Source organism: Canibacter oris (genome assembly GCF_014197205.1).
Classification (GTDB): Bacteria; Actinomycetota; Actinomycetes; order Actinomycetales; family Microbacteriaceae; genus Canibacter; species Canibacter oris.
Genome location: NZ_JACIFD010000003.1, coordinates 1 through 14,927 on the forward strand (window position 1 = coordinate 1; position 14,927 = coordinate 14,927).

A 14,927-nucleotide genomic window follows, 5' to 3' on the forward strand; every position below is an offset into this window, starting at 1 on the left:
CGCTGACCTTTTTCGCATATTCTTTCCTTTGTTCACAAGCTTACGGGTAAATCAGATGATTCTAACATGCAACTTAGTATCAACAGATGATTATTCCACATCCCCCTGTGCAGCGCCATTAAAACCCGACTTCGTCTAATTATTTATGAGGTGTGGATCACGCCGCCGTGCTTTCTCCCTTCCAAACCCACTAAAGCAAATTACTGTTAGATGTCCGTGTCGCCTCGCAGCTCGGGCGCGCCGCAAAACAGCACAAGCCGCGCGAGCAGCAGTCTTAACAATTGGCAGTGCCAACAGTAATCACAGCAGCGGCACTAAAATTAAGGCATGGCCGCACCAACAAAACACACCACAACTGCACCGGAACAGCCGCAACGTAAACGGCGCCGTGGCCGGGCACTGCTGGGAGTGCTGCTTGCCGGGTGCGGCTTCGTCGGCACCTACGGCGGCTTAGCCGCGACCGCACCGCTGCCGCAGCTGCAACCGGCTATCGCCGAGCTCAACCCACACCTCGCTCCTAGCAGCGCCGCGAACGTCGAGCAGGTGCTGGCTAATCTCCCGCACCCGAGCGCGGTGGGATACTTGCATGATCCGCAAATCCGCAGCAACGACTCCGAAAAACACTCGATCGCGAGCATCACGAAAATCGTCACGGCGCTGGTTTGCCTGGAGCAAGCACCGCTGCCGCAGCACAATTTCACGCACACCTTCGATGCCGCAGACGAGCAACTAACCGCAGAAATCGCGGAGCTTGACGGCGTTGTTGCACCAACCCCGCAGGGCAGCACCGTCACCGCAGCCGAGCTGCTCGACGCCACCCTGCTCGCCTCCGCAAATAATTACGCGGTGATTTACTCCCGCGAAGTTTTTGGGTCAGACGCCCAGTTTCTCGCTGCGGCAAGCGACTGGCTGCAGCGCCACGGCCTCACCGACACTGAAATTGCTGATGCCAGCGGGCTGAACCCTGCCAACAGGGCAACCACCGCCGACCTCATCAGACTCGGGCAAATAGCTCTCGAGCACCCCACCGTGGCTGCCGTGATTCGCAAAACTGAAGTGACAATTCCGGGCATCGGAACCTTCCAAAACACCAACCCTTTCAGTAACAATCCCGATAATCGCGGCATCAAAACCGGCACCCGCGACGAGGGATACTACAACCTTCTTGCGGCGGCCGCCGGCACCCACCAAGACGCCCCCTACACCGCCATCACCGTGGTGCTGCAGCGCCCCAACAAGGAACAGCGCGATGCAGACAGCCGCCTGTTACTGGCATCACTGATGCGCCACAGCTCAGACACCCTGGTAGCTGCGGACCAACCCGTCGGCACAATCGAAACCTGGCAGGGAGACACCGTGACCCTGGTCACCGCCGCTCCCCTCACCGCAGAACTGTTACCTTCGGCGCAGCCGAGCCTAGACGCCGCGCTCGAACCGGTAACCGCCGCCGTGCCGGCCGGCACCCAGCTGGGCACCGTCACTGCTCACGGCGCGATCACCGCAGGGACCGAAACTGCGGAGCTCGCACAGGTCGCCGTCGTCACAGCCGAGCCTATCACCGAGCCAGATTTATGGTGGCGGATTACCCACCCGGTGGTTTTCAAATGGTGGCTTGCGGAGTTAACAGGTGAGTAGCTTCACCAGGAAACAAACGGCGCGGCCCGGACTAAACTAGTTCGGACCGCACCGCGAGGTTTTCGCTGCGCTGACTTCATCAGCGCCTCAACTGTTTAAGCAGCGTCGATAATAACTTTCATTGACTTGTGCTCGTCTGCATTAATGAATACATCCCAAGCTTTTTCAAACTCGTCCCAGGTGAAATGGTGAGTGGCAAGGTTTTCAATTGGAACAGCCGTATTTTGCACGGCTTTAAGCAGCATTCCGGTGGTATTTGCACTCACCAAACCGGTGGTAATTGTGAGGTTGCGAATCCACAGCTTCTGCAGCTCCATTTCTACTGGCTTGCCGTGCACGCCAACAACCGCAACATTGCCTCCCTCTTTCACGCTTGCCGCGCACATATCCCAGGTAGCTGGCAAACCGACGGCTTCAATTGCAGTGTCTACGCCGCGACCGGCCGTCACCTCTGCAATTACCGCCTGCAAATCCTCTTTAGCAGGATTTACCACGTGAGTGGCACCCATAGCTTTAGCCATTTCGAGGCGATTTTCGTTCATGTCAGCGACAATAATTGATGCCGGTGAATAGAACTGCGCGGTGAGCAGTGCACCCATTCCAACCGGGCCCGCACCCACAATCAGCACATCTTTACCCGGCGCTACCTGACCGCGCTGCACTCCAATTTCGTGACCGGTTGGAAGTGCGTCTGAGAGGAACACTGCAACATCCTCATTGAGGTCTTCTGGAAGTTTGTAGAGTGAGTTGTCAGCAAACGGGGTACGCACGTATTCTGCCTGGGTGCCGTCGATCATGTAACCCATAATCCACCCACCGCCGTTGCGGCAGTGCGCATACAGTTGCTTCTGGCAGTTATCGCAAGAGCCGCAGCGGGAGATACAAGAAATAATCACCTTGTCGCCAACCTTAATGTTGGTGACGCTGTCGCCAACCTGCTCCACGATGCCGATGCCCTCGTGACCCAGAATTCGACCATTCCACTCGCCAGTTTTCTCAAGCGCAGTGGCCTCAATCTCTGGGTTTTTACCCTTGTAGATACCGAGGTCGGTGCCGCAAATTGTGGTCTTGGTGACGCGCACAATGGCGTCGGTTGGGTCAATAATCTGCGGCTTTGGACGCTCTTCAAAACGCACATCGTGATCGCCGTAGTAGGTAATCGCACGCATGGTTTCAGTCATGACTTCTCCTTCGATTGTCTAACATTGACACCTACAGAATAAACTGGTTTTACCCCCGGCACAACACAAACGCCGCACATATTAGCAATTGCTTATCTATTTGATAATAGATATTATTCTCATTAATGTCTGCATACCCCATATTAGGCGGAGTTAAGCTGCTTTAGCCAGAGTTTGCACTGGTGTTTGCCGCAATCGCAGCAATCACAGCGAGCGTCGCGGGGGTCACGGCATCCGGCAATCCCACCGTGAACTCTCGCCCACCAACTCGCACAGTGTCGCGTATCAGGCCTCGCTCCGGCAGCAGCGCGGGACGCAGCTGCGGAGCTACCAGCTGCTGCGAAATCGCAAGTTGCTGCAGCCGTTTTAGCAGTTCTAGCTGCTGCGACGCGGCTGCCGGAGCTGCAGCTGTGACCTGGGCCACACCCGCGCGCAGGGACTCTCGCGCCCCGCCCGCCAACTCCGCCGCAAGCGCAGCCGTTACCGAAGCAGTTGTCGGCACCCCACGCAAAACTGTGCCCCGTAGCGCAGCCGCCAGCTGTTGCCACGCGGCCACGCGATCCACACCCCGCACCGTAACGGCGGCAAGCACCCCGTCGCAATCCCACGGCACCTGGTCACCGCTGGCATAGCCCGGCTCCCAGGTGGTGCCCGGCCCGGCCGGAGGCGCCACAGCGATGAGCTCGCCGTGCTGCGGTGCGAAGCCCAAACTAGCATCAGCAGCCAGCACCCGGCAGGTCACCGCCGCCGCGCGCGGATCCACCGCCGCAACCTTTGCCGCCAGAACCGCCGCAACCTCACCCCTGGCAGCGGCCACGTCTTGCAGCGCCAACCGCAACAAATCTACGCCCAGCGCTGCGCTAAAAACACTGTGAGTAGCGGGCAGTCCAGCACTAACCTGCGAGATTCGCGGCTCCGCAACATCGGCTGCGGTCGGCTCAAAATCGAAGGCTACAAAACCCGTTAGCTGCTGCTTCACACACTGCTTAGCCACGGCAGCCCGCAGCGCATCTAGCTGTGTGGCGCTAAAAACAGAGCTCAAATCAGCCATGCTCAGCGCCAGCAGCACCTCGCGGCGCACGGCCACCAGGTTTTGTGCGGCACCCAGCAACCACACCTCTTGGTTGCGCACAAAAGCCACACCGGTGTAACTCGGCACCATACTCCCGCCTGGAGCAGGGGCGCCACTGTCTGACAGAGACTCCGGCGCGGCGGCGCCTCGCGGCAGCGCCTCCGTCGCAGCAAAACCTTGTGACAGTGGCTCTGCTGCGGCAGCACCCTGCCACAGCACCTTAATCCCAGCAATCTGAGCCAGCTGTCGCAGCTGCAAGTTATGCCTTAACTCCCCAAAGCCCGGGTGAATCGCCTGGCACTCAGCGCGCACCGCCGCGGCAACAACCGCAACCGGATTCTCATAAGTTTCAGCCGCAGTGGTTCCCGGCACCGCCACCGCGAAATCCGCCTGACGCACCGGCAGACTGTCAAAATCTGGGTCCGCGTAAACCGCAACCGGCTGCCACCCAGCACCGCGGCTGGCACGCAACAGCTGCGCCGCCGCAAACCCGCGCGCGGCAACCAGCAACCTCCCGCGATGTGCCGTTGTCTCACCAAGCTCCGCTGCACTGCTGTGCGACACAGATCCCTGATGCGTGCTACTCATTGCGTCACCTCCGCACCTAACTCAGTGGCTGCGGTGTTCGGCACTTGCTCCTGCGCGATCCTCCCCGGCACCCCCGCGCCCGACTCCGACGCACCCACGGCAGCAGCAGGCACTAGCTCAAAGCGCACCCGCATCCCCGGCGCCAACTGCGCCGCCAGCGCCAGCCCGGCAGGAGTCAGCACCGCCACCACGGGGTACCCGCCGGTGACAGGATGATCCGCCAAAAATACCACCGGCTGCCCGTCAGCTGGCACCTGAATCGCGCCCGCCACAACTCCCTCACTCGGCAGCTCCTGCACCAGTCGCCGCTCAAGCGCAGTCTTGCCCCGCAGCCGCACCCCAACCCGGTCAGCCGCAGCGGTGACCTCCCAGCTCTGCGCCGCAAAATCAGCTATCGCGGCGGCGGTAAACCAGTCATCACGCGGCCCCAACACGGCTTGCAAAACCACAGTCTCCCCGGCTCGGGGTAGCTCTGGCAGGGCACTTTTTACCGGTGCAACAATTCCTGCGGCTGGTGGATCCGCCACCGCCACAAAATCCCCTGCCTGCAAAGGTGCCGGGCCAAGCCCCGCCAGCGTGTCTGTCGCCGCGCTGCCCAACAGCCGCGCCGCCCGAAACCCGCCGCGCACCGCCAAATACCCCCGCAGCCCCGCGGTGAACACGGCAATTTCCAGCTCGTCGCCCGGCTCCACAGTGTACGCGCGCCCGGGCGCTAACCGCTCCGGCGTTGCAGGGGTGTCATGACGCAGCAGCATCGCCGCGGTGTCATCTCCCGCCCAGCTCACCAGGGTGCGCACCTTCACGCGAAGCAGCGCGCCGCCGACTGTCACCTCCAGGGCAAGGGCGTGCGGATCGTTGCCGACTGCCTGGTTTGCCGCTCGTAACCGCGGCAGGTCAGCGGCTCCCGCAGCACCGACCCCGAGCCCGCGATAGCCCGGGCGCCCCGCATCCTGCAATAGTAACTGCAGCCCCGGGCGCACCACTTCAAAAACCCCTTGTGCAGCGGTTTCTGTCGCGCTGGCTTGCGTCGCGGCTACCGCCTGGATCTCGGCTTGCTCAGCAGCGGCCCGCTGCATTTCGGCCCGTTCAGCCTGTTCTGCCCGCTGCCCCGAGGCGCGCCGGGTTTGTGCGGCCGCCGCACCCGCCACAATCGCAGCCCGCACCGCCCGATACCGCACCCGATCTCCCGGCTGCAGCAGCGCCGGCTGCTCGCGCCCAGTATCCCACAGCTCAGCGGTGGTTGTGCCGAGCAGCTGCCATCCCCCGGGAGACTGTCGCGGATACACCGCCCCGAACTCTCCTGCAACCGCAACCGCGCCCGCCGGAATCCGCGGCCGCGGAGTGTCACGCCGCGGAAACTGCCACGGCTGCGTGGTGTTAATGCAGTACACAAAACCCGGCGCAAAACCCGCAAAAGCCGCCCGCCACTCGCTCTGCTCATGCCAGCGCACCAGCTCCGCGACACTGCACCCCGTCGCGGCAGCAGCTTCCCGCAAATCAGCGCCATCGTAAACCACATCGAGCACCACCTCACGGCCCTCCCGCTGCGTTCCGCCAGTCGCCGCGGCAGTGCCCCGAATCGCTGCGAGCAGTGCTTGCAGGGTGGTGGATCCCGGATCAAACAACACCAGCACCGTCCGTGCCGCCGGCACTAACTCCAGCACACCCGGAAGCTGGGCCGCCGCTAAAGCCTCGTAGTGCGCGAGGGCGGCGGGCAGATCCACATACTCCAAAAGCAACGCGGTCTCGCCGCACGGCAGAATCCGCTGCGGTGCCCCGGCTGCGGCGCTGTTTTGTCCACTCACGGTAATCGCATTCCCAACCTGACTAGCTCACAAACGGCTTGAAGCTCACTCCGGCCGCCGCCAGTCGCTTTCTAAGCGTGGCGGTAAGCTGCACCGCTGCCGGACTGTCGCCGTGCACACACACCGAATCCGCCCGCACCGCCACGGTGCTCCCGTCAAGCGCCGTAACCGTGCCCGTGGTCACCAGCTGCAGCATCTGCTCCGCAACCCGCTCCGGGTCACTCAAAACCGCTCCCGGAGTGCCGCGCGGCACTAGGGTTCCTGCCGCGGTGTAGGCGCGATCCGCGAAAGCCTCTGCCGCAACCGTGAGACCCGCCCGGTCACACTCACGCAGCCCCGCACTGCCGGCAAGACCCAACACCACGAGACGCGGATCCACCGCCCGCACCGCCGCAGCCACCACGCGCGCCTGCGTCGCATCTGCCGCAATCGTATTGTAAAGCGCACCGTGCGGTTTCACATATCGCACCGGCACCCCAACGCTTGCCGCCAAACCCAGCAGCGCCCCCAGCTGGTATTCCACCTCTGCCTGCAGCTCCCGTGCACTCAGCTGCAGCTCGCGGCGCCCAAAATTGGCGTAGTCGCGGTAGCCGGGGTGCGCACCGACCACAACCCCGCGCTCAGCAGCGGCCGCGAGGGTGTCTTTGATGCCGAGCGGGGTGCCCGCGTGCTGCCCGCACGACACGTTGGCGCTGGTTACTAAATCCAGCATCGCGGCGTCGTCAGCAACCGGCCGCTCGGGACTGTTTTCACCGAGATCACTGTTCAGGTCAAGACTCAGCATCGCTTTTCCCTCAGCTCATACCTCAACCAGCGCTATCGCCGCGCTGCCCGATACTGTCGCGGCCAGCTAATTTCTTGCCCCAGTTCGTGCGCAGCCCGCAACGCAAAACTCGGCTCGCGCATAAACTGGCGGCCCGCCAAAACCACATCCGCGGTGCCATCCTGCAACGCCTGCTGCGCTTGCTGCGGCGTGGTGATCAGCCCCACACACCCCACCGGAATCTGCACCGCTTCACGCACCGCCCGCGCAAAATGCAGCTGGTAGCCTGGCCCGATATTGATTTGCTGGTGTGGATCATTCCCGCCAGAGGAAATGTCTAAGAAGTCTACACCGAGGGCTTCTAATTCCCGGCACAGCTGCACAGTCTCAGCGATATCCCAGCCGCCAGGCACCCAGTCGCTGGCAGAAAGCCGCACAAACAGCGGATAGTCAGCCGGCAGCGCCGCACGCACCTGCGCAGTGAGCTCCAGCAGGAAACGGCTGCGATTAGCGAAAGAACCGCCGTACTGGTCAGTGCGGTGATTGGTTAGCGGCGACAAAAACTCGTGCAGCAGATAGCCGTGGGCGGCGTGCAACTCAACCCCGGCGAACCCCACTTTAACAGCGCGCAAAGCCGCGGCAACAAAGTCTTGCTGCAGCTGCTTGATTTCCGCCACGGTGAGCTCTCGCGGCACCGGCAGCGGCTCAAACGCCACCGCAGATGGCGCCACCGTTTCCCAGCCGCCCTGCAGCGCCGGCCCCGGCCCGGTGCCTTCGTGCGGCGCCCGCACCGCGGCTTTGCGGCCGGCGTGCGCCAGCTGCACCACCACGGGAACGCCCTGTTCCGCGGTAAAGCTCAGCACCCGGCTCCAGGCTGCGGCGTGCTCGTCACTCCAAATACCGGCATCATGCGGGGTGATGCGCCCCTCCGGCACCACGGCGGTCGCCTCGGCGATAATCAACCCGGCGCGCCCCACCGCGAAAGATCCCAAATGCACAGTTTGCCAGTCGGTGACAAAGCCATCCACCGCTGAATACTGACACAGCGGCGCAACCCACAGGCGGTTAGGTGCGGTTAAACCCCGCAATCGCAGCGGACTGAACAGGTGCGGTGGCGCAGCCGAAATACTCACAGTGGTCGCCTTTCCCCGAATAGTATTAGTAGCAAAATTATCTCATGCACGCTCTGCTTCAAGCTGCCGCAGCCCGGGATACAGCAGCGGTGAGGCGCTGCGATGCTCCCAATTTTAGCCTTCCTTGGCGCGGCGCATCTCTGCAAACAGCGCATCCAGAGCTTCCGCATCGGCCCAGCCATTAACCGCGACGCGCCCGTCAGTCGCCACCGTAATCTCAAGTCGATCTGGGGTTTCGCTCCAGGATCCCTGCAGGTGTTGATAGCGCGGAGTCAGGGTGTGAAAGCCCTGATTGCGTGACCCCACCCAAGGGCGCTCATGATCGAGCTGCTCCTGCACAAAAGGCCCGTCGATTAGCAGATCGGTTGCTTCCAGGAGCTGCGCGGTGGCGGTGTCGCCCGCGGCGGCGCGCTGGCGTAGTTGCTGCAGCATGTACCCCGTGAAGCTCATCACCGACAGTCCCGCCTGCTGCACCAGCCGTGCAAACGGCGCCAGCGCCGCAGCCTGCTCAAACGGTTCCCCGCCGAGCAAAGTCACGCCCTCCACCTGCTGCTGCGGAATCTCAGCAAACAGCTCGGCCGCGCTCATCAGCTTACCGCCGCGGCTTGTCCAGTACTGCGGGTTGAAACAGCCCGGGCAGCGGATTGTACACCCCTGCACCCACACCGCAAACCGTGTGCCGGGCCCCTCGGCAACCGTTTCCGGCACCACCCGGGCAACCCGAATCAGCGGCGGCTGCCCCATCGCCGGGGTTTGCTCAGCTCCCGCCGCCGGCGCAGCCCGCATCAGCGGCGGCGCCCCGTCTTGCCGTAGTCTGGGGAACGGCAGCTCAGTCATTGAATGTCGCAGTCATTAAAAGTCGCAGTCATTAAAAGTCTACGATTCGCCCGCCGCGCGACTCATCACTACGCTGCGCCTTCGCCGCGGTATCTTGCAGCGGCGCCGCGGTAGCAGACTCCGCCGCGGTAGCGTAACCAGCGCGATCTTCCCGCGAGGTTGCCGCAACTGCCCGCTCATCTGCCCAGGCGCGCAGTTTCGCGATCTGCTCCGGCTGTGTCACCGCGAGCGGCACCATAGTGTCGGCGGCGTGCCGCAGATCCTCCATCGTGAGCTTGCGCTGCCCGGTGTAAGAGTCAAACATCGCGGCCACCACGGCCTGCTCAATCTCCGCACCAGACCACCCCTTGCTGAGGTTCACCAGCTCGGTTAAGTTCTCGTTAATATCAATGTCGTGCAGCACCTTGGGGTTCGCGAGCCGCTTGCCAAGGTGCAGCCGCCAGATCACGTCACGCTCCACGGCGGTGGGCAGATCCACAAAGAAAATCTCATCAAAACGTCCCTTGCGCAGCAGCTCCGGCGGCAGCACGTCAATGTTGTTGGCGGTTGCGATAACAAAAACCGGGGCTTTCTTTTCCTGCATCCAGGTCAGGAAGGAGCCAAAAACACGCGACGATGTGCCTGAATCATGCGACTGCATCACTCCTGAGAAGCCCTTCTCAATCTCATCGATCCACAGCACACACGGTGACACAGCTTCGGCCGCTTGAATCGCGGTGCGCATATTCTGTTCGCTGGATCCGACCAGCCCCGAAAACACCTTCCCGATATCAAAACGCAATAACGGCAGCTGCCAGGCCGACGCTACCGCCTTCGCGGTCAGCGACTTACCGCAGCCCGGCACGCCGGTAATCAAAACCCCGCGCGGCGCCGGCAGGCCATAGGCTGCGGCCTCCGCCATCCACGAGTTTTTGCGTTTGCCAAGCCACCGCTTCAGGTTCGTCAAACCCCCCACATCCTCCAGGTTAATTTGTGCATCAACAAACTCCAGCATCCCGGATTTGCGAATAGTTTGCTGCTTTTCCGCGGTGATAATATCGACGTCTTTGGCGCTGAGTTTACCGTCTTCCACAATCGCCAGGGCGATAGCGTTTTCGGTTTCTTGCAACGTTAAACCACGCGCCGCGTCAATTAGACGCTCCCGGTCGGCCTCCGGGAGGTCAATAGCGATCCGCCCCGAGTGCGCATTGGCGGCGATGATGCCGTCCAGCGCCTCCCCGATTTGGGCAGCTTCCGGCAGCGGGAAATCCACAATAGTGACGTCTTTTTGCAGATCGATGGGCAGCTCCACGCTCGGCGCCACCATCACCAGGGTGCGTGCCACCTCGCCGTTTTGGAAAGCAGCCGCGATGTCACGAATCGCACGCACCACAGTGGGGTCAGCAGGGCGCCGCTGATCACCGAGTGAGGCGTGCAGATCCACAAACACAAAAACCGCGGCCTCGGTTTGTCGCTGCAGAATCTCAGTCAGCGCGTCGAGCGGGGTTTTGGTGTGCCCGATGGGGCTGTTGTCGCTGTCGAGCAGCCCGTCAGTGAGCGACCAGCGGTAGATTTTTCGCGGGGTGCGCACCGCGGCAGCATCGGTTGCAACCGCGGTAATCTCACGCAGCACCCGCTGCTCCTCGTGTGTTTCAATCAACAGCACCGGAAAGCGGGCTTTAATCAGCTGGGCAAGCTCCCTGCGGAAACGTGACTGCTCAGACATCGAGGATCCTTCCTTGTCGCGGCGGCTCGGATGCCGCCGGCTTGGGTTGCTGCCCTGCCGGGGTGCGGGCAGAAGTTTGTTTGCGGCCACGCCGCGCAGTCTTACCGGCGGCGCGCGCGGTGCCGGACTGTGCGCCGCCCTGTGTCACGCCGCTTGCCGCAGCGCCGGTGTGCGAATTTGCACCAGTAGGCTGCCCGAATGCGAGGCGGGCGCGGATCTGGGCGGCCTCGTGCGGCTGCAGCTGCAGCGCCGCAATCACATCGGTGATATCCCGCAGCCGACCACGGTCACGCAGCGCCACCAGCTGCTCGGCGCGCGACCTGCTGATAAACGGCAGCACCTCTAGCTCATCCACGGTCGCGGTGGCAAGATTCACCAACCCCACGGTGCCGAAAGTACGCTGGGTATCAATCTCATCCCAGCTGCGATAGCGCGGTTCCGGGCGCGGTGCAGTGCGGCGCCAAGATTCCGGCTGCTGCCATGGCTCATCTGCCGGCAACGGCGGGAAAGTGTAACCCTGATCTCGCACGTCACCATTTTGTGCCGCTCGCTGCTGCGTCGGGCGCGGCCCTTTCCGGCCTCGCTGCGGGATGCTACCGCTATCGACATCAGCGCCGCTTAAGTCATTGTCACTAATGTTACGCAGTCGCAACCACAGCGGTGCGGCTACCGTCGCGACATCTTGCCCAAGCACTTCTTGCCGCCAGGTGCTACGCAAATATGCAGGATTCAGGTAGAGCCCCAAAAGCGTTGGGCCGATCCACAACAGCAAATGCATAGCCGGAGTTTCAGCTGCTTCATAGTCAAAGAAAGTCAAAGGCAGGTAAAGCAAGCTCAGGCCCAGCAGCACCAGCGCCATGCCCCGCAGACCGACGCTGTTCCATTTTTTGGCGAGCCAAAAATACGACACAAAACTGAGATAGCCAAGCCCCAATAGCGCCGGCAGAATCCACATACTGCGACGCAGCATCCACCCTACCGGCGGGGTTTCCGGCGGGTTCTGCGCTGTTTTGCGCGATGTTTTTTGAGCTGCGGTGCTGTGTGCCATTTACGATTCCACACTCACCGTGTCTAACACTATGCGGATGCTCTGATCTTCCTCCACCGTTTGCGAACTCACCTGCATCCCCACGTTTGCCGCTTGGGCGTGGATCCGCTCCACCACTGCCTGCTGCACGAGTCTGCCGTATGTGGCATCTAGTTGCCGTAACATTTCAGCCGCCGTCTCCGCGGTCACCTGCCGTTGCCGGCCGCGCCCCACAGCTACCGCCTCCGCGTGTGCTGCCCACACTCCGGTGCTGTCGCGCTGCATTGTGAAAAGGGTGTGCTGCAGCTCAGCCACCACCATGTCCTCCGCCGCTTCGTGAACGGTTGCGCCGAGCTCGGAGAAAGCCCGTACCAGCAACCCGGTGTCGCGCATTCTGGTCTGCACCTGCAACACCGTTGTCTCAGGGGAGTTAGTTTCGTGCACCGGCTGTGAAGTAACCGCGCTGTCGGTGATTTTCTCTTTTGCCTGCTGGGTTTTGTGTGTGGTCATCACCCCGGCGGTCACGGTTAGTGCCATCGGCACCAAGAATAGCGACACGCTCATTCTGCAACCTCCTGCTCGGTGACCTCCTGGCCGGACGCGGTGGTGGCGACTGCGTAGTTATGACTTGCCGCGGTGACACTACGCTGATAGTCGGCGGTGAACTCTGAGGTAACGGTGGTTGCGGCAAGCAAATCTTCCAACATTGCAACATAGTCAAGACAGTCTGGCCCGGTGACACCCATGGTTTTTGCTTGCACAGTGCCGTCTTGCGCCACAGTTATTATGACTTGGGGGCTAGTCATTTCTTTCTCCTCTATTGCGCTGTGCGCTGCCGCTCAATTTCTTGTTGTATTGCAGCGTCCCGTTCATCATAGTCAGAATCTTGCACCCAGGCGCGCCAGGTTTGCCCGGGCCTCGCGTGCACGGTCACAACAATTCCCCGCACCTGCCCGGCGGTGTAGCTGTTGTGATCGGATGTGTATTCGCCAAGGTAAATCCCTACCCCGTTGCCTTCATCGGAGTTATAATAGCAGCCACCCGCGGCGCAGTAGGCAATTGTCTCACCTGCCGCATCAGCGAGCTGCACCTCAAGATATTCTCCCGGGCCGTAATAGTAGAAAGACCCCGTCCCGGAGCTTTGCCATTCAGCGTAAATGGGCAGATTCTCAAAAACAGTTTGTGGTTTAAGAGCCGCAACCGGCTCAACTTTGATTTTCCAGCTGGACCCATATACCGTCAGCAATTCTCCCGGCAGCATTCTTAGCACCAGCAAGTTGCGATTCGGAGCGAGTGACATTGACTGCGTAAATCTTGAAGTTTTCGATCTCGCTTCATCCTCGTAGATATGCAAGCTGACGGTGTCATCAGCCGACTCCAGCAGCGTGATTTGCAAAAGCTCCGCGCCCTTCACCTCCGCGCTTAACGGCACTACTTCGCGATGCGTGTCGCCGCTGTAGGTGGTGTCATCGATTATCTCCGCGGTTTCCGCGGCGAGTTTCCGCTCGGCGGCGAGCTGCGCGGCCATTTCAGCAGTTTGCACATACCACGGGAAAATCCGCCCGAAAAAAACCAATTGCCCGGCAACCAGCGCCGCTAATACGATACCGACAGCGCTGCTTAAAACAATAGAGAAGCGCTGCACCCGCTGGTTGATAGGGTTGATGGTCATAATTTGATTTTATAGCGTGATGCGTTATTTTAGGGCGTAATACCGTTTATGCAACAAATACCGCACTTCACCCATTAGTTTTTGCCAGTATGGTAGACATTAAAAGAGCCCAGCTATCCGACGATCCATAGCCCGTTCTAGGTATTTAAAATCGTCAAACAAGCTGCGGTTCATCCAAATACGATTACGAGATTTTCCAGTTATCTCCGTCAGCAAGCCCGTCTCGGTCAGAGTTTTTAAGGCACGCAAAACCGCCCTCTCACTAAGGCCTGTTTTTTCTCGTAGAGAGACGCTGTTAAGAACAGGCTGTTCTATCAATTCCGGCAATAACTGCCACACCGTCGCATCACGTCTCACCCCGGTAAGCCAATGTCTCATAAAAGCATAAGTGCCCCGGAGCCTATGCACCAATCCATTATTAATACATGAAGCAGAGTCAACTGCCCGTGCGAAGACTCTAATAATTGGCCCGGCATCACCAGCACGATAGCTGTCGAGAGCGGCAAAATATTCAGCTTTGTCTAATAACAGCCCACCAGAGAGCGCAACCGTGGTCCGCTTAACAACACCTTTGTGCCGCAGAAATAGATACATTAGCGCTCTGCCCACCCTACCGTTACCGTCAGCAAATGGGTGGATTGTTTCAAACTGCGCGTGGGCAATTGCACACTGTGCCACAAGTGGCAGATCGTCTCGCCGCATAAACTCCAGCAAATCTGTCATCGCAGAAGCTACAAGATCGTGATGCGGAGGTATAAAATCAGCGGTGAGCGGGCTGGAATTGTCGGGGCCGATCCACACCTGCTGTTTTCTAAATTGCCCGACGAACTCTGGCTCAATTGCAGTCTGCTGGTGCAGCAACGCGTGGTGTATGCTCAGAATGTTTTCTACACTGATTGTGTGCGATAACTGCTGGGCGATTTCCATTGCCCGCAAGTTGCCAACAACCGCAGCAGCGGTGCTGTCAATGCCTGGCGTCAGCTCCTCCCAAAAAAGCTGCTTAGGAGTAGTTTTGAGCTGCTCAAGCTGCGAGCTAAAATAGGCTTCCGCACGTAACATAATCGCCTCCGCCGGCTCAAGCATTCCACGGAAGCTTACAAGGTTCAATGCCACATACCCGTCAAAGATGTAAAGGCTGCGTAGCGCGTAATCCACAACAGCGGCGTCGCTTTCCGACAGCTGTAACCGCATATCGCTAATTTTGGCTGGAATCGCTGCCCGGTAGCTGCCTGCTTGACTCGCGACATCTCGGTCTAAACGCGGCTCTGGCGTGCACGGTTCCCACGACAGTTCCTGCCATGAGACGGGTTCAACCGGCACTCTAAGCCCATCAACAGTTATTCTCATAAGGCAACTATAACGACAGATAAGGAGCATAAATGTCGGTAAAGTCCCGCGTTACCAACACTTAACGTCATAAGTGTTAGTAAGCTCTTGCTGCTACCAACACTTATGGCGTTGCGCTAGCGCCAGTAATCTGCCCTCGCCAGCGCCCCTAGTGAAGCTGAA

13 protein-coding genes are annotated in these 14,927 nt (G+C 60.4%); 1 reads left to right on the forward strand and 12 read right to left on the reverse strand.

What is annotated here, in order from left to right:
- Positions 1 to 327: 327 nt before the first annotated feature.
- On the forward strand, positions 328 to 1,635 hold the full coding sequence (locus F5897_RS01580; protein ID WP_183304245.1) for a D-alanyl-D-alanine carboxypeptidase family protein: 1,308 nt from the start codon (positions 328 to 330) through the stop codon (positions 1,633 to 1,635).
- A 95-nt stretch (positions 1,636 to 1,730) separates the two neighbouring features.
- Here F5897_RS01580 and F5897_RS01585 read toward each other — a convergent pair whose 3' ends face one another.
- The 12 genes from F5897_RS01585 to F5897_RS01640 all read right to left on the reverse strand — a co-directional run bounded on the left by F5897_RS01585 (position 1,731) and on the right by F5897_RS01640 (position 14,765).
- Positions 1,731 to 2,816: a zinc-dependent alcohol dehydrogenase family protein gene (locus F5897_RS01585; RefSeq protein WP_124824940.1), complete on the reverse strand. Its 1,086-nt coding sequence runs from the start codon at positions 2,814 to 2,816 to the stop codon at positions 1,731 to 1,733.
- A 163-nt stretch (positions 2,817 to 2,979) separates the two neighbouring features.
- Positions 2,980 to 4,476 carry a biotin carboxylase N-terminal domain-containing protein gene (locus F5897_RS01590; protein ID WP_183304246.1) on the reverse strand — a complete coding sequence of 499 codons (1,497 nt, stop codon included), beginning with the start codon at positions 4,474 to 4,476 and terminating at the stop codon, positions 2,980 to 2,982.
- Positions 4,473 to 6,281, reverse strand: coding sequence for a carboxyltransferase domain-containing protein (locus tag F5897_RS01595; protein WP_183304247.1), 1,809 nt, complete (start codon positions 6,279 to 6,281; stop codon positions 4,473 to 4,475). Before F5897_RS01595 ends, F5897_RS01590 begins: the two co-directional genes overlap by 4 nt.
- Positions 6,282 to 6,303: 22 nt before the next feature.
- A complete protein-coding gene (locus tag F5897_RS01600) occupies positions 6,304 to 7,065 on the reverse strand; it encodes a LamB/YcsF family protein (RefSeq protein WP_124824943.1) in 762 nt (253 codons plus the stop codon).
- 32 nt (positions 7,066 to 7,097) lie between these two features.
- Positions 7,098 to 8,177, reverse strand: a complete 1,080-nt coding sequence (locus F5897_RS01605) for an NADH:flavin oxidoreductase/NADH oxidase (protein ID WP_343048732.1) — start codon at positions 8,175 to 8,177, stop codon at positions 7,098 to 7,100.
- A 114-nt stretch (positions 8,178 to 8,291) separates the two neighbouring features.
- On the reverse strand, positions 8,292 to 9,014 hold the full coding sequence (locus tag F5897_RS01610) for a 4Fe-4S single cluster domain-containing protein (protein WP_246332188.1): 723 nt from the start codon (positions 9,012 to 9,014) through the stop codon (positions 8,292 to 8,294).
- Between the two features lie 31 nt (positions 9,015 to 9,045).
- Positions 9,046 to 10,719, reverse strand: a complete 1,674-nt coding sequence (locus F5897_RS01615; protein ID WP_124824946.1) for an AAA family ATPase — start codon at positions 10,717 to 10,719, stop codon at positions 9,046 to 9,048.
- On the reverse strand, positions 10,712 to 11,767 hold the full coding sequence (locus F5897_RS01620) for a ComEA family DNA-binding protein (protein ID WP_183304248.1): 1,056 nt from the start codon (positions 11,765 to 11,767) through the stop codon (positions 10,712 to 10,714). The genes F5897_RS01615 and F5897_RS01620 overlap by 8 nt, the downstream gene beginning before the upstream one ends.
- Positions 11,768 to 12,310, reverse strand: a complete 543-nt coding sequence (locus F5897_RS01625) for a hypothetical protein (protein WP_183304249.1) — start codon at positions 12,308 to 12,310, stop codon at positions 11,768 to 11,770. It abuts the gene before it with no gap.
- Entirely contained in the window at positions 12,307 to 12,552 is a 246-nt protein-coding gene (locus F5897_RS01630) for a DUF2997 domain-containing protein (RefSeq protein ID WP_183304250.1), read from the reverse strand. The genes F5897_RS01625 and F5897_RS01630 overlap by 4 nt, the downstream gene beginning before the upstream one ends.
- 11 nt (positions 12,553 to 12,563) lie before the next feature.
- Entirely contained in the window at positions 12,564 to 13,418 is an 855-nt protein-coding gene (locus F5897_RS01635; RefSeq protein WP_183304251.1) for a hypothetical protein, read from the reverse strand.
- 99 nt (positions 13,419 to 13,517) lie between these two features.
- Positions 13,518 to 14,765, reverse strand: coding sequence for a Fic family protein (locus tag F5897_RS01640; protein ID WP_183304252.1), 1,248 nt, complete (start codon positions 14,763 to 14,765; stop codon positions 13,518 to 13,520).
- Between the last annotated feature and the right edge of the window lie 162 nt (positions 14,766 to 14,927).